20 protein-coding genes are annotated in these 21,771 nt (G+C 46.2%); 14 read left to right on the plus strand and 6 right to left on the minus strand.

Going from position 1 to position 21,771, the window contains the following annotated elements:
• Positions 1 to 78: 78 nt before the first annotated feature.
• Positions 79 to 1,035, minus strand: a complete 957-nt coding sequence (locus GC130_RS07580; RefSeq protein WP_151997678.1) for a T9SS type A sorting domain-containing protein — start codon at positions 1,033 to 1,035, stop codon at positions 79 to 81.
• Between the two features lie 122 nt (positions 1,036 to 1,157).
• Between GC130_RS07580 and GC130_RS07585 the strand changes: the two genes are divergently transcribed.
• The 5 genes from GC130_RS07585 (at position 1,158) to GC130_RS07605 (ending at position 7,359) form a co-directional block, all read left to right on the plus strand.
• A complete protein-coding gene (locus tag GC130_RS07585) occupies positions 1,158 to 2,789 on the plus strand; it encodes a sensor histidine kinase KdpD (protein WP_151997679.1) in 1,632 nt (543 codons plus the stop codon).
• The gene (locus tag GC130_RS07590; RefSeq protein ID WP_151997680.1) at positions 2,773 to 3,471 is read left to right on the plus strand and encodes a response regulator transcription factor; all 699 of its coding nucleotides are present in this window, start codon (positions 2,773 to 2,775) and stop codon (positions 3,469 to 3,471) included. Before GC130_RS07585 ends, GC130_RS07590 begins: the two co-directional genes overlap by 17 nt.
• Before the next feature lie 153 nt (positions 3,472 to 3,624).
• Positions 3,625 to 4,356, plus strand: coding sequence for a HisA/HisF-related TIM barrel protein (locus GC130_RS07595; protein ID WP_151997681.1), 732 nt, complete (start codon positions 3,625 to 3,627; stop codon positions 4,354 to 4,356).
• Between the two features lie 152 nt (positions 4,357 to 4,508).
• A complete protein-coding gene (locus GC130_RS07600; protein ID WP_151997682.1) occupies positions 4,509 to 6,785 on the plus strand; it encodes a TonB-dependent receptor in 2,277 nt (758 codons plus the stop codon).
• A 7-nt stretch (positions 6,786 to 6,792) separates the two neighbouring features.
• On the plus strand, positions 6,793 to 7,359 hold the full coding sequence (locus tag GC130_RS07605; protein ID WP_151997683.1) for a type 1 periplasmic binding fold superfamily protein: 567 nt from the start codon (positions 6,793 to 6,795) through the stop codon (positions 7,357 to 7,359).
• A 45-nt stretch (positions 7,360 to 7,404) separates the two neighbouring features.
• Here the strand turns inward: GC130_RS07605 and GC130_RS07610 are convergent, their stop codons facing one another.
• The gene (locus tag GC130_RS07610; protein ID WP_151997684.1) at positions 7,405 to 7,767 is read right to left on the minus strand and encodes a hypothetical protein; all 363 of its coding nucleotides are present in this window, start codon (positions 7,765 to 7,767) and stop codon (positions 7,405 to 7,407) included.
• A gap of 140 nt (positions 7,768 to 7,907) precedes the next feature.
• On the opposite strand from GC130_RS07610, the gene GC130_RS07615 reads away from it, so the two are divergent.
• The 3 genes from GC130_RS07615 to GC130_RS07625 are packed head-to-tail and all read left to right on the plus strand — an operon-like array spanning position 7,908 to position 11,553.
• Positions 7,908 to 8,240 carry a tRNA-binding protein gene (locus tag GC130_RS07615; protein WP_151997685.1) on the plus strand — a complete coding sequence of 111 codons (333 nt, stop codon included), beginning with the start codon at positions 7,908 to 7,910 and terminating at the stop codon, positions 8,238 to 8,240.
• Positions 8,240 to 9,100: a GNAT family N-acetyltransferase gene (locus GC130_RS07620; protein ID WP_151997686.1), complete on the plus strand. Its 861-nt coding sequence runs from the start codon at positions 8,240 to 8,242 to the stop codon at positions 9,098 to 9,100. The genes GC130_RS07615 and GC130_RS07620 overlap by 1 nt, the downstream gene beginning before the upstream one ends.
• The gene (locus GC130_RS07625) at positions 9,076 to 11,553 is read left to right on the plus strand and encodes a bifunctional UDP-N-acetylmuramoyl-tripeptide:D-alanyl-D-alanine ligase/alanine racemase (protein ID WP_226940401.1); all 2,478 of its coding nucleotides are present in this window, start codon (positions 9,076 to 9,078) and stop codon (positions 11,551 to 11,553) included. Before GC130_RS07620 ends, GC130_RS07625 begins: the two co-directional genes overlap by 25 nt.
• Positions 11,554 to 11,556: 3 nt before the next feature.
• On the opposite strand, the gene GC130_RS28560 is transcribed toward GC130_RS07625, so the two are convergent.
• Entirely contained in the window at positions 11,557 to 11,721 is a 165-nt protein-coding gene (locus tag GC130_RS28560) for a hypothetical protein (RefSeq protein ID WP_193217803.1), read from the minus strand.
• Between the two features lie 84 nt (positions 11,722 to 11,805).
• On the opposite strand from GC130_RS28560, the gene GC130_RS07630 reads away from it, so the two are divergent.
• The 5 genes from GC130_RS07630 to purE are packed head-to-tail and all read left to right on the plus strand — an operon-like array spanning position 11,806 to position 17,640.
• Entirely contained in the window at positions 11,806 to 12,024 is a 219-nt protein-coding gene (locus GC130_RS07630) for a FeoA family protein (protein WP_151997687.1), read from the plus strand.
• Between the two features lie 3 nt (positions 12,025 to 12,027).
• The gene (feoB, locus tag GC130_RS07635) at positions 12,028 to 14,145 is read left to right on the plus strand and encodes a ferrous iron transport protein B (RefSeq protein WP_151997688.1); all 2,118 of its coding nucleotides are present in this window, start codon (positions 12,028 to 12,030) and stop codon (positions 14,143 to 14,145) included.
• Between the two features lie 15 nt (positions 14,146 to 14,160).
• Positions 14,161 to 15,951, plus strand: a complete 1,791-nt coding sequence (locus GC130_RS07640) for a DNA mismatch repair protein MutS (protein ID WP_151997689.1) — start codon at positions 14,161 to 14,163, stop codon at positions 15,949 to 15,951.
• 17 nt (positions 15,952 to 15,968) lie between these two features.
• Positions 15,969 to 17,102: a 5-(carboxyamino)imidazole ribonucleotide synthase gene (locus GC130_RS07645; RefSeq protein WP_151997690.1), complete on the plus strand. Its 1,134-nt coding sequence runs from the start codon at positions 15,969 to 15,971 to the stop codon at positions 17,100 to 17,102.
• Between the two features lies 1 nt (position 17,103).
• Positions 17,104 to 17,640 (plus strand): 5-(carboxyamino)imidazole ribonucleotide mutase, encoded by a 537-nt coding sequence (gene purE, locus GC130_RS07650; RefSeq protein WP_151997691.1) that lies wholly within the window; start codon positions 17,104 to 17,106, stop codon positions 17,638 to 17,640.
• A gap of 14 nt (positions 17,641 to 17,654) precedes the next feature.
• Here purE and GC130_RS07655 read toward each other — a convergent pair whose 3' ends face one another.
• Entirely contained in the window at positions 17,655 to 18,632 is a 978-nt protein-coding gene (locus tag GC130_RS07655; RefSeq protein WP_151997692.1) for a TerC family protein, read from the minus strand.
• Between the two features lie 382 nt (positions 18,633 to 19,014).
• On the opposite strand from GC130_RS07655, the gene GC130_RS07660 reads away from it, so the two are divergent.
• A complete protein-coding gene (locus GC130_RS07660) occupies positions 19,015 to 19,182 on the plus strand; it encodes a hypothetical protein (RefSeq protein WP_226940402.1) in 168 nt (55 codons plus the stop codon).
• Position 19,183: 1 nt separating this feature from the next.
• Here GC130_RS07660 and GC130_RS07665 read toward each other — a convergent pair whose 3' ends face one another.
• Positions 19,184 to 19,606, minus strand: coding sequence for a Fur family transcriptional regulator (locus tag GC130_RS07665; protein WP_151997694.1), 423 nt, complete (start codon positions 19,604 to 19,606; stop codon positions 19,184 to 19,186).
• An 88-nt stretch (positions 19,607 to 19,694) separates the two neighbouring features.
• Positions 19,695 to 21,497 carry an ABC transporter ATP-binding protein gene (locus tag GC130_RS07670; protein ID WP_151997695.1) on the minus strand — a complete coding sequence of 601 codons (1,803 nt, stop codon included), beginning with the start codon at positions 21,495 to 21,497 and terminating at the stop codon, positions 19,695 to 19,697.
• Positions 21,498 to 21,771 lie beyond the last annotated feature (274 nt).

The following is a 21,771-nucleotide window of genomic DNA, read 5'->3' on the forward strand; positions in this document are numbered from 1 at the left end:
AAGTGAAATGGACTTCGCCAAATAAAAAAACACCAGAGCGATACCCCGGTGCCTTTCTCTGAAACATACGTGCAATTATTAATTGATCATTATTTTCCTAACAAGCCTACTTTTTCCCTGCACTACCTGAAGCAGATAAATGCCCGCTGGCTGGTCAGTCAGGTTAAACTCCTTTGAGTACCTGCCATCGAAAGTCTTAATTTCCTCTTCGTAAATAGTTTTCCCGCTTAGATCCACAATAGACACCTGCAACGGATCAGTTGACCTGAGTGACATCTTTAATGTGAAATGGCCATGACTCGGATTAGGGTAATAGGTCAGATCCAGCGGCTCGAGCTTTTCCATTTTTTTGGACGAGAGATGATCAAGCGAAGCTTCGTTGCCCTCTATTTTTGAAATAGTTATTTTTTTTCGCAGCACTATAGTCGACCCATGCTTGTCGCCGTCTTCACTAGTCCATTCGAAGAAGTAACCATTGTCACCACCCATTTCGAGCCGCTGTCCGAACACTTCCCTCAACGAGTCGATATCAAATGGGGCTAACTTCGTACTGAAGAGGCTATCCATCCCTCCAAACACCCAAACTGCATCTTCAGAGTCTTTAGGGGCTCTAAAAACATATGATTGCGCTTCATCCGTCCCATTGAACCGAAACGTTCCCGAGCCATCGAAAAAGAAAGACTTTAATGAGTCGGAGTCCGAGAGAATATGTATTCGCTCTTTCACACCCGGAGACTGGTCCAGAATGATGGTATGCAAGCCTTCTTCTTTACCATTACCGTAAAATTGCACATCCAGCTTATTCTCATCCAGAAAAGCCTTGAGCTCGTCGTCAGCCAGCATCTCCTCTATGGTCTTATATTCCTTCTTGAAAGTTTTGGTGCTTCCGTCTTCATCAGTCCGCAACTCCACATGGATGCTTTTGTCTTTTGACTGTTGAATAGTGGTTTGCTTTTGGGCCAAAGCGCCACCAGCCAACAATACGAAGACCGGGAGCAAAAGCCTTATTCTTTTTGTTAATGTCATAGTTTTCATAGTTCGTAGTGTTTAACCAAATGTACTCCGATGAGCAAAGCGGGGATGTTAAAGCATGGTTAATTGTTGTTAAAAAAGGTTAAAAGCGAACCAGTTAGGTATCTTGAGCGTAAATTTGGAGCATGAGTAAGAACACCCTTCGTTGGATCATAGCGCTAATGAGCGTAGCCCTTATGGGGCTGGTGGCCTTCCAGCTTTACTGGATTGATGCTGTGATTGAGGTGAACCAGGAGCGCTTCCGAAAGGATGTACAAACAGCCCTGACCAACGCCGTGGATAAGCTGGAAAGGCAAGAGGCCATGCTCGTGGCTTTCGACAATTTCAATTCCAATATCAAGTTCAGAAGTGTCACGCCCATGGCCCCGGGCAATGTCAGGTATATTGAGAGTACCTATAAAAAATGGGAGGTGAAGAGTGGAGAAGAACCGGTTGAAGCTTCTCAAAAGGTAAAAAAGCTCCCTTATAGTGTGCAGTACCAATTCGAATCAAATGAAGGCGATAATATCTATGTCGTTCAGGATACGTCCGTTCTTGTAGTGCCATCATCACCCGGCGACGGATTCAGTGGCTTCACATTTACTTCAGAAATAGGAGATTCCACGCATTTTGCCGTAGGGCAGTACAAGAAAACAATACAAAAGGCGGCACAAAAAACTGAAATGATCCAGGTGGCGCTGCACGAGCTGCTTTTTGAGAAGCCCACCATCTCCAACAGGATTGACCCTCACCAGCTTGATTCTCTGCTGGCATCGGAACTTGAAAATAAGGGCATTAACACTGAGTACGACTACAGTATTGTTGATGAGGAGTCAGGCAAGATTGTTTTGGCCTCTACCAACTATCAACCAAAAACAAGGCGGCACACGGAATTCAGGGCCAGTCTGTTCCCCAACGACTTGCTGGGTGAGGGCAGCACTCTTTTGATAAGCTTCCCCAATCAAAAATCTTTTTTGCTTCAGAAGATTTGGACCAGCATGGCCTCCTCAGCCGTGCTTTTGGTCACCATCATCTTTTGCTTTGGCTATGCCGTGCAAACCATCATCAAGCAAAAGAAAATATCGGAAATAAAAAACGACTTCATAAACAACATGACCCATGAGTTCAAAACACCGATCTCTACGGTCGCCCTGGCTTGCGAAGCGCTACAGGATGAGCAGGTGGCCGTTCAGCCAACCTTTCAAAAACGTTACCTGAAAATTATTTCTGAAGAGAATAAACGCCTCGGGCTCCAGGTAGAAAAGGTGCTCCAAATGGCCGCCCTCGACAGAAAGGATTTTAAACTCAAACTGGAGAGTGTAGACATCAATGACCTGATCGAAAAGGCCATTGACAATGTGGCGCTTCAGGTGCAAAAACGAAACGGGACAATCGCCACCGAGATGAAGGCCAATCCGGCCAAAATACTCGGGGATCAAATGCACTTAACTAATATCATACACAACCTGCTCGACAACGCCAATAAGTATTCGCCCGAAGATCCAGAAATTCTGGTCAAAACTTCTAATAGCAAAAATGGGATTGTCATCACGGTGGAAGACCATGGGCTGGGGATGAGCAAGGAGTCTGCTCAGAAGATATTCGACAGGTTTTATCGGGTGCCTACAGGCAACCTGCACGATGTTAAAGGCTTTGGCCTCGGGCTTGCCTACGTAAAAACCATGGTAGAGGCGCATGGAGGCACAATCGAAGTAAAAAGTGAACTCAAAAAAGGAAGTACATTCGAAATACATCTACCCTATGGAAATGAAGCCTAAATTATTAATCGTTGAAGATGATCCGAATTTGGGCCAGATCTTACGGGAATATCTGGAAGTAAAAGGCTACGAACCAACTCTCTGTACTGACGGAGAAGCTGGATTTACCACCTTTGCCCGCAATAGCTTCGATATGTGCATTCTTGATGTGATGATGCCTAAGAAGGATGGCTTCACCCTTGCCAGAGAAATACGAGAGAAAAGCAAAACCATTCCCATCATCTTCCTCACGGCCAAATCGATGAAAGATGATACCATTGAAGGCCTGAAGATTGGTGCCGACGATTATTTAACCAAACCGTTTTCAATGGAAGAACTACTTCTTCGAATGAAGGCGATCTTTAGAAGGACTCATGTGCATGGTAATGGTGAGGAAGCGAATCTTCAGTTCGAAATTGGCAGCTTATATTTTGACGCCCACCTTAATTTGCTGAAAAGCCCCAGGCAAGAAATCAAGCTTACTTCAAAGGAAAATGCCCTTCTTCTTCTTTTCTGCCAAAACCTCAACAAAACGGTTGACAGGGCAGAGGCGCTCATGAAAATCTGGCACGATGACAGCTACTTTAACGCCAGAAGCATGGATGTATACATTGCCAAGCTCCGCAAATACCTGAAAGAAGATGAACGCCTCAGAATTCTCACCGTGCACGGCCAGGGGTTTAAACTTGTGGAGCTCAAATAGATTTTGTATTTTCTTATCAGATTAAAGCTTGGCCTTGCTGGACAAACATTTCTCGGGGCTTTGGTACCTAACCAAATTCTGGAAAATATAATCACAGGCGAGGGTCTCTACCGCTAAAGTTTACTATTTTCACGGGCTCAACAATTTATATATATGATACAGCTTGTACCATCCATAACAGTGATGAAGGGAAAGTCAGTGCGCCTTACTAAAGGAGACTTTTCCAGTGAGACCATTTATGATGAGCCTCCTTTGGATGTTGCAATGCAGTTTGAACAACATGGCATCGAAAGGGTGTACCTGGTGGATCTTGAGGGGTCAAAAAAGGGCAGTCCCGTTAACTACCATGTGCTGGAGGCTATGGCCGGACACACCAAGCTTAAAATTAACTACGCAGGTGGTGTTCACACCGATGGCGATATTTTGAAGCTTATTGAGTTTGGTGCAGACAGTATTACTTCCGCCACCATGGCCGTTTATAAGCCGGAGCTTTTCACGTCATGGCTGATGTCCTACGGCAGAAATAAGATTGCGCTTGGAGCCGACTCGCTCAATGGGCAGATTCGGGTAGGTGGCTGGCTGAAAGATACCAGTATAGACCTGTTTGAGCATATTGACTTCTTTTACCAGAACGGCCTCAAATACCTTAAAACTACCGATATCTCAAGAGATGGGGTGCTTGAGGGCCCGTCTTTCGAACTGTTTGAACAGCTGGTAGCCCGCTTTCCCAACCTCCACATATTTGCCAGCGGCGGCGTTCGCAATGTTGATGACATCAAGCGCCTGGCCGACATCGGTGTTTATGGTGTCATATTCGGGAAAGCCTACTATGAAGGCAAAATCACACTAAAAGACATTGAAAGCCTGGTGGTAAAGAGTGTCTGAAAAACTACCAGGCTTTACCATTCAAAGAATAGTGAATTTCTTTTTTGCAACACTGTTGCATTTAGAATTCCCTAGCCCTACTTTTGTTCTTTACAGAAGTTGATTCAACTGGCTTGAGCAAGAAAATATTAGCGTTTACATGTGTGTTGTTTATGGCAAAGGCGAGTGGCACTTTAGCCCAGGCCCAGCCCTGTAACCTAACTTTTCAGGGCACGGTCATCGACATGTCAACCAAAGAGGCGCTGCCCATAGCTGCTATTTGGTTAGTAGGCCCTGAAAAAGGAACTACTACTGACGAAAAGGGACGGTTCAATATAAAAGGGCTCTGCGCAGGCACCTTCACCGCCGACATTCATTACCTGGGCTATAAGGAAAAACACCTGACCATTACGCTTCCGCTACAAAACGAACTTTTCGTGTTGATGGAAGAAGATGAAGTATTGATAGACGAGGTAACCGTGCAGGGTGAAGTTATTTCGCCTGACAAAACACAATCAGAAGTAACGCTATCAGAAACCCAGTTGGCCAGAGCCAGCGGAAAGTCCCTTGGAGAAAGCTTGCAGGAGCTGCCCGGAGTCTCAAGTCTCAAAACAGGCCCAACCATTTCCAAGCCAATCATTAACGGGCTTCACAGCAACAGAATCCTCATCCTTAACAATGGCCTTCGGCAGGAAGGTCAACAATGGGGAACTGAGCACGCTCCCGAAATAGACCCAATGACGGCCACGCAAATTTCGGTGGTGAAAGGTGCCGCCGCCGTTCGTTACGGGCCGGAAGCTATTGGCGGTATTGTGGTGGTGGAACCACCGGCTTTGCCCTATGAGCACAAGCACCTCCATGGTAACGTTAGGCTGATGGCTGCCGACAACGGGAGAATGGGGTCGGCATCGACAACCTTGCAGGGGGGGCTGGGCAAAGCTGAATCGGTGGCATGGAGGCTACAGGCGACCGGGCGTCGTGCCGGCGACTTCAAAGCACCCGACTACATGCTCACTAATACTGGTTTAAAAGAGGCAGATTTTTCTGGAGCCATTGGATACAAAAAGAACGACTGGTTGGCGGAGGTCTATTACAGCAAGTTTACCACTGAGCTTGGTATTTTACGAAGCGCTCACATTGGCAACCTAACCGACCTCCAGGCTGCCTTTGAAAGCGAAAGGCCACTTATTGTAGAAGACTTTTCCTACAAAATCGACAACCCTAGGCAAGAGATAAGTCACGATTTGGCAAAGGCAACTTTTGGGAAGAAAGGTCACCTGGGTGATATCAAACTGGTGTACGGCTACCAAAGGAATATTCGCAAGGAATTTGACATCAGGCGTGGAGGAAGAGGAGAAACGCCTGCTTTACACATGGACCTGCTCACCCACTCAACCGACCTTATTTGGGAACAACGTACTTGGCAGAAGCTTAGAGGGCAAATGGGCGGAAGCTTTATTTACCAGGAAAACAGGAACGTGCCTGGCACAGGAATCGAGCCGTTGATCCCCAACTATAACAGTGCCACCTCAGGCGTGTTTGTCATCGAAAGGTGGATGGAGGATCGCTGGGAGATAGAGGCGGGGCTAAGGTTTGACAATAGAGCTTTTCAGGTATTTACCTTTGACGAGAACAACGAAGTAATACGACCCAAATACCATTTCAACAACTTCTCAGGATCAGTAGGCTTGGTGCTAAAGCCAGCAGATGGATGGAAGGTTACCTCCAACCTTGGCACAGCCTGGCGGCCGCCGAATGTAAGCGAACTCTACAGCCAGGGACTTCACCATGGAGCGGCCACCATAGAGGAAGGCAACACAGAACTTGACACTGAGCAGGCGTTAAAGTGGGTCAACCAGCTGCTGATTCGCAAAGGCATTTGGTCAGCCGAGGTGTCGATATATGCACAGAAAATTGACAACTACATCTATCTCCAGCCACAGCCGGAACCACGGCTGACTATCCGGGGAGCTTTTCCGGTATACTCTTACGTGCAAACCGATGCCTTTATGGCAGGGACAGATGTTTCTCTTTCGGCTCAATTGAGCAAGCAGTGGCTGTACAGCCTCAAGGGTTCACTTATCCGTGCGAAGGACGTCTCGAAGGACGACTTTTTGATATTTATGCCGGGAGACCGTGTCCAAAACAGTGTCACCTGGAGCTATCCATTCCAGTCTAAGAAGACATTTTTTGTTTCAGCCTCGCATAGCCTTGTGCGCAGACAAAACCGTTACCCAAGCGGGGTCGATTATGTAGATCCGCCGAAGGGATATCAGCTGTTTGGCCTCAACTTGGCCTACGGATCACAGCTGTTTGGCAATGACTACGAAATTTATCTTGAGGGCACCAACCTCCTCAATACTTCGTACAGAGAATACCTAAACCGGTTCAGGTACTATGCCGACGAACTGGGAAGAACGATCACTATAAGGTTTAACTATAAATTTTAATTTAACAATGATGAAAACACAATTTGCTTCCAGCTTTCTTTTTGCAACATTGTTGCTTTTTGGGTCTTGTAACGACGACCCCGATCCAGTTAAGGAAAATGAAGAAGAGCTTATCACCACCGTCAGGCTCACATTTACTGAGGGCACCAACTCTTTCGTGGCGGAATGGAAGGACGCCGATGGAGACGGAGCCAACTTGCCAACAGTGGATGACATCTCGCTGGAGGCTGGGAAAACCTATGCTGTGTCGGTAGAGTTACTCAATGAGTCAACCACACCCGCTGACAACATTTCAGCTGAGGTGAGTGAGGAAGGAACCGAACATCAGTTCTTTTTTATCACAGGCGATGGCCTTGCGTTAACAACAACATACGATGATCAGGATGCTGACGGTTATCCTATTGGTTTGCAAAATACTTTTGTTGCCGGAGTGGCTGGTTCAGGGACGCTGACCGTGATTTTGAGACACGAGCCCAATAAAACTGCTGCGGGTGTAAGCGATGGCGACGCTACCAATGCGGCGGGCGAAACGGACGTTGAAACAGCACCTCCTTTCAATGTCACTATCCAATAAGGCGGTTCCGGGAATAAAAAAAGGGCTGAAAAGCCCTTTATATTTTTAGTCGGTAGTTCTCGATTCCTGAGAAAACTCTTCTTCCGATTCTGAGTACTTAAACTTGTACACCAGATAGAATATGAAGTTATAAGAAAGCACCGACGACGAATCAGCTTTGTTGCTCAAACCTGGCACAATTTCACGACTCTTCTGACTTGAAGCAGTATAGTTAACAGCCTTTGGCTTTTCCTTCACCAAAGCAGCCTCTGCTGCTTTCTTGTCCTTATCTTCCTGATCGCACTGCTCCTTATTGTCTTTTGACTTGTCTTCGCTCCCATCTTCTACAGATGCTGACGCCAAAGATGGAAGCATGCAGATACAGCCCGCAAGTAGTAGTGATCTGAAAATATTCTTGGTATAAATCATATGTGCTTTAGACCTGAAAGGGAAACCAAGATACTAAAATTTTGTTTAAGATTCCTAATGCGTGCATCTAACATTTACCTTTCATCCCTTAATATTAGATTTAACATATTTTTTTTGACTTTCGTATAATTTACTAAACCATGATTGACTGGAGTGACTTTAAAAAGGTAGACATAAGAGTTGGAACCATTGTGGAAGTGTTGCCATTTCCAAAGGCACGAAAACCTGCCTATATTCTTAAAATCGACCTTGGCGCAGAGATAGGTGTGAAACAATCCAGCGCTCAAATCACAGCGCTCTATACTCCGGAGGATTTGGTTGGGAAGCAAATTGTGTGTGTTACCAACTTCCCTCCCAAGCAAATAGCAAATTTTATGTCTGAAGTACTTGTTACCGGGTTTGCTAACGAGTCAGGTGATATTGTACTTTGCACTCCCGAACTTAAAGTGCCCAATGGCGCAATGCTGCATTAATGAGTCAATACGAAATTCGTCCGCTCCAGCACAATGACCTGAGGCAAATGCACAGGTCGTTTTTGGAAGCGTTCTCTGAATATCCCGTCCCTATGCAGCTTAACTATTCTCTTTTCAAAAAGAGGATGCTTGGCAAGCTGAATATCAGATTTGACCTTTCGTTTGGGGCGTTTTCAAGCCAGAAGCTGGTCGGCTTTATATTTCACAGCCTTAACGAATACAAAGGCACTACCAGTATCTACAATGGTGGAACAGGAGTGATTCCCGGGCACAGAGGCAACCGCCTGACCCGACAATTGTATCAGGCGTTTCAGGAAAAAGCTGCCACGCAGGCAAAAAGATGTGTGCTCGAGGTAATTACTGTCAATGAAGTCGCTATCAAAGTTTATGAAGAGATCGGTTTCCGAAAAGTGGGCTTTTACAATTGCTACAAGCTTAATAAGATCCTTGAGCCTTCTAATCTAAACCAAGAGGAGTTTCTGATTGCCTGTGGCTCCCTCAGCAGGAAAGATTTGTACCAGCAACTGGACAGCGTGGAAACTTCGTTTTCTGACACGTTCGATCAGTTGGCATACAATGCAGCCTCCGAGACCTTCGTGGAGTGCCGTATTGGCGGCAGGGTGGTTGGTTACATCATTTTTCAGGCTCAATCCGGAAGGATCACACGCATGGCTGTTGATGCCAGCTTAAGAAGAAAGGGCATTGGCACACGACTAGTTTATGAAGCATATATTCAAAGTGGAAAGAAGAACCTGACTGCGATTAACATCCCTGAAGCTGCGAAAGACATTGCAGGTTTTTTGCTGAATGTGGGGTTCGAAAACCAGGTAGATCAATGGGAAATGGAGTTGACGCTATGAGGAGAAACATACTATTTTCCGACCTGCCAAAGCTTTGTAAAGGCGAAATCAGCGGTACTGATACACCCTCAGCAATCCTATCGCTGTCACTCGACTCACGCAAAGTATTTTCCGGTGAGGGGGCCGTTTATTTTGCTATTAAAGGGCCAAACCACGATGGTCACTCTTTTCTCCGGGAGGCATATCAAAAAGGCTGGAGACTGTTTGTGGTGGAGTCTCTGCCAGAGGACACCGAGCGTTTTGAAAACGCCTCTTTCTTTCTCACAAGCGACTCCCTGCAAACATTGCAGGAGCTGGTAGCTGCCCACAGAAGGCAGTTCAGCCTGCCTGTAGTAGCTATCACCGGAAGCAACGGAAAAACCATTGTGAAAGAATACCTGTATCAGCTACTGGCCAGCGGTGTTTCCGTTGTCAAAAGCCCAAAAAGCTGGAATTCGCAAGTTGGAGTGCCGTTGTCGGTATGGCCGCTGGCCGAGCACCACGAAGCCGGAATTTTCGAGGCAGGTATCTCACAACCAGGTGAAATGGCTCGCCTTAAAAATATTATCCAGCCCACCATTGGCATCATCAGCAACATTGGACCGGCTCACGACGCACTTTTCACATCCCGGGAGCAAAAGCTTGCTGAAAAAATGAAGCTGTTTGAGGGATGCGAAAAGTTAGTCTATTGCACAGACCATTTCGCTATAGACAGGTTCCTGTCGGGCAATGTATTGCCGGGAGTAGCCCGAATAGGCTGGGGGCAGGGAAAGGGTGCAAAGTATACCGTCAGTGTAGTTGGAAGCAAATTGAAGCTAGCGTGGGAAATGGGCATAGTGGAGATTGACCTGCCTTTTACAGATGACAAATCGGTTGAAAACCTTTGTCATGCCGTGATAGCTGCACTCGAAATGGGAATTAACCCGAGCTCCCTTGCCCGGCAGGTATCAGTGCTGTCCGCCATCCCTATGCGGCTGTCGCTGAAAGAAGGAGTTTTTGGCAGTCGGCTGGTCGATGACTCTTACAACAACGATTTTCAGGGACTGGAAGCAGCTCTTGACCTGGCTATTACCCATAGCCACGGCAAGCCGATTGTTGTTATTCTTTCCGATATACTCCAGGCAGGTGAAAACGAAAAGGAGATGTACCAACATGTGAACGATGTGCTCAAGAGCAAGGGCGTATCAAAATTAGTTGCAATAGGCCCGACTATCTCCGCCAATAGGGATGCTTTCAGGATGGCCTGTGAGACTTATGTATCCACAGAAGTGTTCCTGGAGCAGATAAAAGAAAAACAATTCGCTGGGCAAACAGTACTGATTAAAGGAGCACGCAGTTTCCGGTTTGAAGAGATTGTGAAGAAGCTACAAGCGAAAGTGCACAGAACTGTGCTGGAGGTAAATCTGGAAGCGCTGCAGCACAATTTTCAGTTTTACAAAAGTATTCTTGAGCCAGGAGTTAAAACCATGGTGATGCTGAAAGCATTCGCCTACGGAAGCGGAAGCGGTGAAATCGGACGAACGCTTCAATACCTGAAGGCCGACTATGTGGCTGTCGCTTACCCCGACGAAGGTGTTTTACTACGTGAACAGGGCGTTCATCTTCCGGTGATGGTCATGAATGCGCCGGAAGAAAGCTTTGATAAACTGCCTGCATATGCTCTGGAGCCCGAAATTTTTGCGCTCTCCCAGCTGCAAAACTACGGAGAGTGGTCAGAGGGCGAAAGGGGGATTCCCCCCATTCATATCAAGGTGGATACAGGCATGCACAGGCTTGGCTTCGTTGCCAGTGAAATAGAGGCTGTTGTGAAGCTGCTCGATCGATATCCAAACATCAAAGTAGCCTCTGTTTTTTCTCACCTTGCTGGCTCCGAAAACAACGCCTTTGACGAATTCACTCATGCTCAGGCCAGGATTTTTCTTGATTGCTACGAACAGTTGTCCCTGCACCTTGGCTACAAACCCATCCGCCATCTGGTGAACACAGCAGGTATCAGCCGATTCAAATCATATCAGTTTGATATGGTAAGAGTAGGCATTGGCCTGCATGGCATCGAGTCCACGGAAGAAGAGCAAGGCAAGCTCACCGTGGTGGCAACTCTTAAGACTGTGGTGTCTCAGGTACGGCGGCTAACAGCCGGACAAACTGTTGGCTACAGCAGGGCTGGCAAAACCGATAAAGACACCGATGTTGCTACCATTGCTATTGGCTACGCTGACGGTTATTCCAGGGCATTGGGAAATGGCAGGGGGAAGGTGCTGATTAACGGACAACTGCTGCCCACCATTGGCAGCGTTTGCATGGACATGACGATGGTGGACGTAACGGGTGTTGACGTGCGGGAGGGCGACGAGGTAGTAGTGTTTGGTGAGCAGCCATCTGCAAACCAGGTTGCGGAATGGGCAGACACGATTCCCTATGAAATCCTTACTTCCGTGTCTGAGCGGGTAAAGAGAGAATATCTGAGCTTTTAAGGCCTAGCCACACCCCAGGTTCTTCTTAAAATCCCTTTCCGGAATGCCGCCAAACTTATTCCCTTCCTCCGCTTCCTGATTTTTATCAGGCCTGACAGAAATCAGCTCTTTTGGGCTGTCATTTTCCTTATTTCGGCCTTCGGATTTCGCTTTTCTTCGTTTTTTCATGACAATTTGAATGAATGACAAGAATCAGGTTTGAAAACCGAAACAAATTTAGCAATTTTGAACTAATCTAAATAAGAATAGAGGATGAGAACAGTAGCTGATATGCGTCCGGGAGAAAGGGGAACTGTTACAGGATTTTCTGATCAGGAGCTTTCCATAAAGTTATTAGAGATGGGTGTTTTGCCTGGTACGGAAGTTATTATGAAGATTATTGCCCCCTTTGGTGATCCGGTTTGCATAGAAGTATCTGGCTATAACCTATCCATGAGAAAGAACGAGGCATCGACGATTTCACTCCTCTAAAGAATGCCCGATTCACATAAAGTTAAAGTTGCGCTCGTAGGAAATCCCAATGCGGGTAAATCTTCTCTGTTCAACTACCTCACCGGCCTCAATCAAAAAATTGGCAATTTCCCGGGAGTTACTGTAGATAAAAGGACTGGTCAGGCGCAATTGCCCAATGGCCAGGTAATTGATTTGCTTGATTTGCCTGGCACCTATAGTATCTATCCTCGTTCGATGGATGAGCAGGTGGTGGTCGATACGCTCCTTAATGAAAATGCGGCCGACTACCCTGATGTCGTCATAGTCATTGTCGATGCCTCCAACCTGAAAAGAAACCTTTTACTTTTTACTGAAGTTCACGACCTCGGCATTCCGGTTATTCTCGCCCTCAACATGATGGACGTGGCCAGCCAGAAAGGGCTGGACATTAACGCCACCGCTCTAAGCAGGGTGCTCGAAGTTCCGGTGGTTTCAATCAACGCCAGAACGGGCGCCGGGCTCGACAGACTGAAAAATGCGCTAACCATTCCTCTAGGCCCGGTTACCCCGCCGCTTTACGACGTGCTGGCATTAGCACCCGAAGCAATAGAGGAAACAAAAAAACAGCTGGAGCTGGATCACAACTACAAGGCATATCAATACCTGATCAACTCCCCCACTTTGCCCAGCCTCAACGGTGACGGCGAATCGATTGCCAAGCACATTATTCAGAAGCACGACCTTGAGGTGAGAGTTATTCAGGCTCATGAAACGCTTGAGCGCTACTCAATGATTGATGGCATTCTTGCCAAGGTGCTTAGCAGAAAGCCTACCCAGGAACAACGCCAGTTTTCAAACAAGCTCGACAGAGTTTTGACACACAAGTTGTGGGGCTACCTTATCTTCTTTCTGGTACTGTTTCTCATGTTTCAGTCGATTTTCGCCTGGGCTGAACCGATGATGGATTTTATTGACTTGACCTTTTCTGCGCTGTCAGATTTTGTAGGGTCTGTTCTGCCTGACGGCATTCTCAATCGACTAATCACCGAAGGCATCTTGCCGGGCATCGGTGGCATTGTTGTCTTCATTCCCCAAATTGCTTTCCTGTTTGCCTTCATCGCTATCCTCGAAGAATCAGGCTATATGGCAAGAGCTGTTTTTCTCATGGATAAGATTATGAGAAAGTTTGGTCTGAATGGAAAAAGTGTGGTTCCCTTGATTTCCGGAGTTGCCTGTGCTATTCCAGCAGTAATGGCTACCCGAAACATCGACAACTGGAAAGACAGGATAGTAACCATCATGGTAACGCCCCTGATGAGCTGCTCCGCAAGGCTGCCGGTGTACACCATATTGATTGCCCTTGTGGTGCCTTCTACCTCAGTTCTCGGGTTCTTCAGTCTGCAGGGAGTGGCCCTGATGGGGATGTACCTGCTTGGCTTTATCGCCGCTTTGCTTTCCGCATATGTGATGAAGCTCATTATGAAAATGAAAGAACGCAGCTTCTTTCTTATGGAGCTTCCGATTTACAGAATGCCGAGATGGAAAAATGTGGGTATCACCATCGTTGAAAAAGTAAAGACCTTTGTCTTCGAGGCGGGGAAGGTGATTTTGGCAATTTCCATCGTACTTTGGGTACTTGCATCCTATGGGCCAGGCGACGCTCTCACCAACGCCGAAGAAACCGTAAAAAAAGAGAGCACTCATCTGAATCTTTCGGAAGAGGAGATGAATGACAGAGTTGCCTCCTATAAGCTTGAGCACAGCTATGCTGGGTACCTGGGCAAGGTCACCGAGCCGGTCATCGCCCCGCTGGGCTACGACTGGAAAATTGGCATTGCCCTTATTACCTCGTTTGCAGCCAGAGAAGTCTTCGTAGGAACAATTGCCACCATATATAGCGTAGGCTCGGCAGGAGAAGACAATACAACCATTCGGCAAAGACTGGAAAAAGAAAAAAATCCAAAGACCGGCGGGCCCATGTTTACCCCGGCTGTTGCCTTCTCGCTACTAGTGTTTTATGCATTCGCCATGCAATGCATGAGCACCATTGCTATCGTGTACAGGGAAACCAAAGGCTGGAAATGGCCTGCCATTCAATTAATTTATATGTCTGCGTTGGCCTATTTGTCCGCTTTGGCCGTATACAATTTGTTGTCGTAGGAACAAATCGCAGAAATGGACGAAAAAGAAGCATTTTTTAAAGCTCGTATTACCACATTTGAGCGCCAAACATCAGAAGTTGCTAACAAGCTCAGAGAGTGGTCTGCCTATAGAATTGGGGTTTTTATAGTATCAACAATTGCCGTGGTTTATTTCGCCAATGCGAGAATGGCATGGCCAATTTTTTTAACGCTGGCTGGCTTTTTTGTGATTTTTGGCTCCCTGGTAAATTTATATAATAAAACGAAAAAGAAGCTTTCGTTTCTTAAGTCGATGCTGGCAGTCAATCAAGATGAAGTCAGAAGGCAACAGCTCGACATCAAGCACCTTTCGGATGGCAAGGAATTCCTCAGCGAACATCACCCATACGTAGCCGATCTGGACATTTTCGGGCGGCATTCCATTTTTCAGCTCGTCAACCGGGGATCTACTCCATCAGGAACGGCCACCCTTGCCTCATGGCTAAGCTTCCCCGCAAAGGCCGATGTTGTAAGCTCAAGACAGCAGGCTGTTCGTGAACTTGAAAGCCAAATCGAATGGAAGCAGGCATTTGAGGCCTTTGGGAGGATGAATCTCCCGGATAAGTCAAAGCCCATCGTCCCACTGGAAAAGCTTTTATCAAAGCCGGCTCCCATTTCTAAAAACTTCAAAATCTGGGCGATCGTTTCTATGGGAATTTCTCTCGTCATTTACGGGCTGACCATTTCGTCGGTATTGATTTGGCAGTGGGTATTTCTAGCGGCCATTTTCAACAGCTTCTTTCTTGTTGCATTGATGAAAGCAATGAACGAGGAATACCAAAAAATGCAGGGTCTGGCAAAACAGCTTTCTATCTATGTCGACTTATTTAACAGCATTGAAACCGGCAAGTTTGAGAACGCTTTACTTTGTGAACATCAATCCGTTTTGACGAGCTCAGGCCAGTCTGCATCAGTAGCCTTCAAAAAACTGCACGACGTGGTAAATCGGTTCGACAGCCGGATCAACATGCTCTATCAAATTCTCAACTCATTTCTTCTGCTTGACTTTTGGCTTATCACACTGGCGCAGAAATGGTTTGACGAAAACATTGATCACGTCGGCGGATGGATGGAAGCTCTGGGTGAAATGGAAGCTATTAGTAGCCTGGCAGGGTTTGCCTTTGCCAACCCGGCTTATGTCTACCCCGAAACATCTAGTTGGGATTTTGACCTGAAAGCCAGTCAGCTGGGCCACCCATTGATTCCAGCGAAGAAGCGAGTTGTAAATGATTTTGTGCTTGATGGCAAGGGATTGATATTGATTACAGGATCCAATATGTCGGGAAAGAGCACCTTCCTGCGAACAGTGGGAGTGAACTCGGTGCTGGCGTTGGCCGGGGCCCCGGTTTGCGCCAGCGGCATGACCATCTCATACATAGAGTTGTTTACCAGCATGCGCACCCACGATGACCTATCGGAAAGCGTATCGTCTTTCTATGCAGAGCTAAAGAGACTCAGACAACTTCTAGATTTACTGGAAGCCGGTGCTCCTGTTCTTTACATGCTGGACGAAGTGTTGAAAGGCACCAATTCAGAGGACAGGCATATTGGCACGAAGGCACTCGTAAGGCAGCTGCTCAGGGAAAAGGCGGCAGGCTTTATTTCTACTCATGACCTCACTTTAAGCGAGCTTGGTAATACCGACCCTCTTGTCAGCAACTTCAGCTTTAACAGCCTGGTGAAGGGCGATGAGTTGCTATTCGACTACAAGTTGACTGAGGGGCCATGCAAAAGCTTCAACGCCTCTCAATTGATGAAGAATATAGGAATAGAAATAATTCCCTAATTTCGCTGCATCAAACCATGGCAACAGTAAACAGAAAAATTGGCATTCTAGGAGGTGGCCAGCTTGGGCGCATGCTCATACAGTCCGGCATCGATTTTAACATCCCTTTCAAAGTAATCGATCCTGACCCTTCAGCTCCCTGCAAAGACCTCGTAGACGGATTTGTTAACGGCAATCTCAAAGACTTCGACACGATCTATCAGTTCGGTGAAGACTGTGATGTTGTTACCATAGAGATTGAACATGTAAACACCCAAGCGCTCAGAAAATTGGAAGAAGAGGGGAAAAAGGTTTTTCCTCAGCCCCATATTATTGAGTTGATACAGGACAAGCGACTTCAAAAGCAGTTTTATAAAAAGGAGGGAATTCCCACGGCAGAATTTGTGCTGACTAAAAATGCGGCCGATGTAGCCGCCCTTGCCAACTTCCTGCCAGCGGTAAACAAACTTGGAAGAGAAGGCTATGATGGCCGAGGTGTTCAGGTAATCAGGTCCGAAAAAGACCTGACCAAAGCATTTGACCAACCTGGTCTTTTGGAAAAGCTAATAGACTTTGAAAAAGAGCTTTCCGTAATTGTCGCCCGAAATGAGCAGGGTGAGATCAAAACCTTTCCCGTAGTGGAATTGGTTTATCATCCAGAGGCGAATCTCGTTGAGTTCCTGTTTTCGCCAGCCCAAATTTCAAGCGAAGTGGAACAGAAGGCCAGGGCCCTCGCCGAAAAAGTGATCACCAAACTTGGAATGGTTGGGCTGCTTGCTGTGGAGATGTTTCTTACCAAAGACGGCGAGATCCTCGTTAATGAAGTTGCCCCCCGGCCTCACAACAGCGGACACCAGACGATAGAGGCAAATATTACCTCCCAGTATGAGCAGCACTTGAGATCCATATTAGGATGGCCCCTGGGGAGCACCAGGGCCCACACTCCTGCAGCGATGGTCAATTTGCTGGGAGAAGAAGGCTTTCAGGGAGAGGCGGTTTATGAAGGTTTGGAGGAAGTTTTGCAAAAAGAGGGAGTACATCCTCACCTTTATGGCAAAAGGCTAACAAAGCCTTTCAGAAAAATGGGGCACGTGACTATTGTCAGTGAAAAGACTGAAGACCTGAAGGCCCTGGCTTATTGGGTAAAACATAAACTGAAAATAAAGGCATAAAATGGCTGAAGATAAAAAACCAATAGTAGGTGTGATCATGGGTAGCCAGTCGGATCTAACTGTGATGCAGGAAGCTGCCGAAATACTCGAAGAGCTGGGTGTTGCCTGTGAAGTGACCATCGTTTCGGCACACAGAACACCCCACCGGATGATTTCTTATGCCGAAGATGCCAGGAAGCGAGGGCTGAAGGTAATCATAGCTGGGGCGGGCGGTGCGGCTCACTTACCCGGCATGGTCGCCTCCATCACCACCTTGCCGGTGATTGGGGTGCCGGTTAAATCCAGGAACTCTATTGACGGCTGGGACTCAATCCTTTCTATTCTACAAATGCCCGGCGGTATCCCGGTAGCGACTGTGGCACTAGACGGAGCCAAAAACGCTGGCATACTTGCAGCTGAGATCGTTTCTACGTTTGATGACAAGGTTGCCCACGCCTTGCAGGCCCACAAAGACAAGCTCAAGTCGACAGTAGAGGAAAGCGCCACCAAGCTCGAAAGCCACGGGTGGAAGTCCGCACAAATAGGTTTCAAAAAATAGCTCAGCTACAACTGCTAGTTGTTTACCAATTCAGGTTTCTTCGGGAAGATAAGTGAGAGTATGATAGATCCTATCAACACTACCAAAATCATACTGAATGACCATATCACGGGAACGTGAATACTGAAAATGTCCACCAGCATCTTCGCTCCAATGAATATGAGGATGATCGCCAGGCCCTTCTGAAGCAAGTAGAACTTATCAAGCACGTTAGACAGCAGGAAGAACATCGCCCTTAGGCCCATCACGGCAAAGATATTGGATGTGTAGATGATGAATGGGTTCTGAGTGATGGCAAAAGCCGCAGGAATAGAATCTACAGCAAAAATAAGATCCGTAGATTCTATTAGAATAATGACCAGAAAAAGAGGCGTAAATATAAGCTTACCTTGTTTGAAGATGACAAACCTGCCGCCCATGTCTCCTTTTGAGATGGGAAAGAACTTTCTGGCAAGTTGAATGAGGGGATTCTTCTCTGGCTCAATTTCCATGTCCTCATCATCCTTGAATATTTTAAGTCCAGAATAGACAAGAAAGACCCCGAAGACGTACAGAATCCAATGTGCTTTGCTAATCAAAAGCGCCCCGACGAAAATGAATATTGCCCGAAAAATAATGGCACCCAATATCCCCCAAAAAAGAATACCATGATAGTATTCATCCTTCACTTTGAAGTAGCGAAGGATAAGAAGAATAACAAATATGTTATCAATACTCAGTGCTTTCTCTGTGAGATATGCCGAGTAAAATTCCAGCATACTTTCATAGGGCGTAACGCCAGGCACAGGATTTTCATAGTAGAAATAGATGACCCCACCGAAAATAATAGAAACAACAACCCAAAAGAGCGACTGCTGAAGCGCATCCTTTTGGCTAATCTTTCCTGGTTTTTTGTGAAAGACACCTAAATCAAGAATTAAAAAAATGGTGATTACAATACCGAAAATGCCGTACAAGAGGTTTTCACTGTTGGCTAGCAGTTGATCAAGCATAAACAAAAGGCGTTAGGACACAGGTCAAAAAAGGCATTGTAAACAAAATAATAGCTGCTGTTTTTTTCAAACGACCGGCAAATTAAACAAGAATTAGGCAATATAAAAAACGATGCTAGGAGTCACAAGAGTGGATTATATTGGAAATGTACAATTTAAAGACCCCACAAAATACGTATAAATATCAGTAGGGTAGCTGACCTTATCGGAAATCCTATTTGAAGCAAACGAAATTGTTTGAATTAACTCATTTAATTTGATAATACTACGGTTTTTTTGTAAAATCATTGTATAAAAGAGCTGTATGCTAGGTGGTTATACTTTAGATCTTATCCTTGTTGGGATTGCCTATCTGATACTCGTGTATCTGATGGTCACTCTTATGAAGAAGAGAAATAAAGATGTCGGCGGCCATGACGACGACGACGACGGAGGTATCACTGTCAAGGGGCCTCCGGAAATTGATCTTCCCCCTGGCGTTTGCCTGCCAGACGGCAACCCAAGACTAGTACTTATTGACGAAGAAGAGCGGGAAGAAATGCCTGTTTGAGTTATTGCTGACAGTCCTTACAGTAGCCCGTCACCAGCATGCTTACATCCATCAAAACATACCCTGCCGGTAGTTTTATTCCTGGAATGTCTGATTCGTCGAGGCAAGTTGTGAGCCCACACCGGATGCATTTAAAGTGAACATGCTCATGCTTATGTAAGTCTTCGGAGCAGTCGGCATTGCACAAAGCATATTTCTGAGCTCCATTATCATCAAGTACTTTATGAATCAAACCCTTGTCCACAAAGGTCTTTAACGTTCGGTAAACGGTCACCCTGTCGTAATGTTCGCTTACCCTGTCCTCAATATCGGCGTGGGACAAGGCAAAATCGTGCTCATAGAATATAGCAAGTATATCCGTTCTGCATTGCGTGTTTCGCAGCCGGTGTTCTTTTAGTGTTTCTTTTAAAACTATTTCTGACATTCCTGTAAGCTACCGGGTGGATGTTGTACAGTAATTTTTGAACAATATACAAAGCTCCTGACTAGACTGAAAATGGTTTTCACTATCATTAGGACACTTCGAGTTGCAGCTTAACAAGCTGACTGTATTTACCTTCCTCGTCAGTGGTCAGTTCGTCGTGAGTCCCTTCCTCAGTAATCTGCCCGTCGCCTATCACATAAATCCGATCCACCTTTCTAATCGTAGCCAATCGGTGGGCAATGATGATCGTTGTGCGATCCTTCATGAGTTTCTCCAGGGCATCCTGCACCAGTCGTTCTGACTCCGCATCCAGCGAGCTGGTGGCTTCGTCAAGTATTAGAATCGAAGGGTTTTTCAAAATAGCCCTTGCGATAGCAATCCGCTGACGCTGGCCCCCGCTTAGCTTTATGCCCCGTTCGCCGACAATGGTATCAAATTGCTCGGGAAAGCTCAAAATAAAGTCCAGGGCGTTGGCCTGACGAGCCGCTTCTACCACCTCGTCTTCTGTAGCGTCGGGTTTACCGTAGCGAATATTCTCTAAAATAGTGCCGCCGAAAAGAATCACTTCCTGAGGCACAATACCGATGTGCTTCCGCAAAGCTGAAATAGAATACGATTGGTTATCCTTTCCATCAATCAATATTTTTCCTGTATCTGGCTGATAAAACCTCATCAGTAGCTGAATGATTGTTGACTTACCCGCTCCACTTTGTCCTACCAGCGCCACCTTGCTGCCATGAGGCACGTGGAAGCTTATGCTCTTGAGCACTGGCATTTCTTTACGGGTAGGATAACTAAAGGTCACATTTTCGTAAGCAATCTCACCTTCTATATTGATCGATTCCTGCTCCTTGCTTTCGACCTCCTCAGTTTCCTCAAGAATTTCCAGAATGCGCTCCGACGCACCAATTGCCTTCTGTATTTGACCAAACAGATCCCCGAGGCCAGCAATTGACCCACCAATGAAAGTGGTGTAGAGCACAAATGAAAGCAGATCACCAACCGTCAGCTCTCCGTTTTGCACGAGCGTGGCACCATACCACATCACGCCCACGATGCCCCCAAACAAGGCAAAAATCACAAAAGAGATAAAGCCTGCACGGTAGGTAGCGGTCTTTAAGGCTACCTTAACTACAGCCGACATTGAGGCTCGGTAACGTTTTATCTCATACTGTTCATTGGTAAAAGCCTTTACCGTGTGGACAGACTGGAGTGTCTCCTCAGCCACTACGCTGGCATTAGCCAGAGCGTCCTGGGTTTTTTTTGACATTTTTCGAATAAACCTTCCAAAGAACATTGCCGCCAGAATCAACACCGGGAATGTGGCCAGCATAAAAACGCTCAGCGACGGCATCGTGTAAAAAATCAGCCCAAGGCCAATGATCAAGATTGATGTTTGACGAATCAGCTCGGCGAGCGTTACAGTAAACGTGTCCTGAATCATGGTCACATCCGAAGTGATTCTACTGATCAACTCTCCTGTTCTCTTGCTGTCGTAAAAGGTAATGGGCAGCCTGATAAGCTTTTGATAAAGATGGGTTCTTATATCTGCGACTGTGCGCTCAGACACGGTTGCGAAGAAATACACCCGAAAAAATGAGACAATGCTTTGCACCAGCAAAATCCCAATGAGTGCGAGGGCTATCGACGTGATGTCATTCAGCAACCAGGATCCCTTGCCGGAGGCAACATCGATAAGTTTGCCAGCCACATAAGGAAAGGACAGCAGTATGCCACTTGTAAAAAGCAATAAAACCAAGCCGACTATGAATCCAGTCTTATAGGGCAAAATAAATCTGAAAACACCTAAAAGCTTTTTGAAATTATCTTTATTGAGTGGACGCTTCTCTTCTTTTTCAAGTGTGGAGAACCGTGAGTTACTTCTTGCCATCAGCTACTTATATCAAATAATATTCAAAAACCTTAAGTAATACATTGGGTACTAACAAAAAGTTTTGTTCGGTGCAAAGTTAAGAACCTAATCCCCGAATCGGGAGAGAAATCGAATGACAATTTTGATGGCCTGACGGAAATCATCAACGGCTCTTATAAAATTCATTGTAATTATCAGAAATATGACAAATATTCATGTTTGGATATTGTTCAGTTTGCCTACCCATTTCTGGGACAAGCTATTCTTGAGCCAAATATCCTTTTAATTCAAA

It is taken from the genome of Imperialibacter sp. EC-SDR9, from assembly GCF_902498805.1.
Classification (GTDB): Bacteria; Bacteroidota; Bacteroidia; order Cytophagales; family Cyclobacteriaceae; genus Imperialibacter.

Bases quoted from the DNA above. Each gene is read 5' to 3' on its own strand.
- GC130_RS07615 (WP_151997685.1), top strand. From the start codon at position 7,908: ATGATTGACTGGAGTGACTTTAAAAAGGTAGACATAAGAGTTGGAACC.
- GC130_RS07620 (WP_151997686.1), top strand. From the start codon at position 8,240: ATGAGTCAATACGAAATTCGTCCGCTCCAGCACAATGACCTGAGGCAA.
- GC130_RS07645 (WP_151997690.1), top strand. From the start codon at position 15,969: ATGGCAACAGTAAACAGAAAAATTGGCATTCTAGGAGGTGGCCAGCTT.
- GC130_RS07640 (WP_151997689.1), top strand. From the start codon at position 14,161: ATGGACGAAAAAGAAGCATTTTTTAAAGCTCGTATTACCACATTTGAG.
- GC130_RS07625 (WP_226940401.1), top strand. From the start codon at position 9,076: ATGGGAAATGGAGTTGACGCTATGAGGAGAAACATACTATTTTCCGAC.
- feoB (WP_151997688.1), top strand. From the start codon at position 12,028: ATGCCCGATTCACATAAAGTTAAAGTTGCGCTCGTAGGAAATCCCAAT.
- purE (WP_151997691.1), top strand. From the start codon at position 17,104: ATGGCTGAAGATAAAAAACCAATAGTAGGTGTGATCATGGGTAGCCAG.
- GC130_RS28560 (WP_193217803.1), bottom strand. From the start codon at position 11,721: ATGAAAAAACGAAGAAAAGCGAAATCCGAAGGCCGAAATAAGGAAAAT.
- GC130_RS07580 (WP_151997678.1), bottom strand. From the start codon at position 1,035: ATGAAAACTATGACATTAACAAAAAGAATAAGGCTTTTGCTCCCGGTC.
- GC130_RS07590 (WP_151997680.1), top strand. From the start codon at position 2,773: ATGGAAATGAAGCCTAAATTATTAATCGTTGAAGATGATCCGAATTTG.
- GC130_RS07660 (WP_226940402.1), top strand. From the start codon at position 19,015: ATGAAGAAGAGAAATAAAGATGTCGGCGGCCATGACGACGACGACGAC.
- GC130_RS07600 (WP_151997682.1), top strand. From the start codon at position 4,509: ATGGCAAAGGCGAGTGGCACTTTAGCCCAGGCCCAGCCCTGTAACCTA.
- GC130_RS07655 (WP_151997692.1), bottom strand. From the start codon at position 18,632: ATGCTTGATCAACTGCTAGCCAACAGTGAAAACCTCTTGTACGGCATT.
- GC130_RS07670 (WP_151997695.1), bottom strand. From the start codon at position 21,497: ATGGCAAGAAGTAACTCACGGTTCTCCACACTTGAAAAAGAAGAGAAG.
- GC130_RS07585 (WP_151997679.1), top strand. From the start codon at position 1,158: ATGAGTAAGAACACCCTTCGTTGGATCATAGCGCTAATGAGCGTAGCC.
- GC130_RS07605 (WP_151997683.1), top strand. From the start codon at position 6,793: ATGATGAAAACACAATTTGCTTCCAGCTTTCTTTTTGCAACATTGTTG.
- GC130_RS07610 (WP_151997684.1), bottom strand. From the start codon at position 7,767: ATGATTTATACCAAGAATATTTTCAGATCACTACTACTTGCGGGCTGT.
- GC130_RS07595 (WP_151997681.1), top strand. From the start codon at position 3,625: ATGATACAGCTTGTACCATCCATAACAGTGATGAAGGGAAAGTCAGTG.
- GC130_RS07630 (WP_151997687.1), top strand. From the start codon at position 11,806: ATGAGAACAGTAGCTGATATGCGTCCGGGAGAAAGGGGAACTGTTACA.
- GC130_RS07665 (WP_151997694.1), bottom strand. From the start codon at position 19,606: ATGTCAGAAATAGTTTTAAAAGAAACACTAAAAGAACACCGGCTGCGA.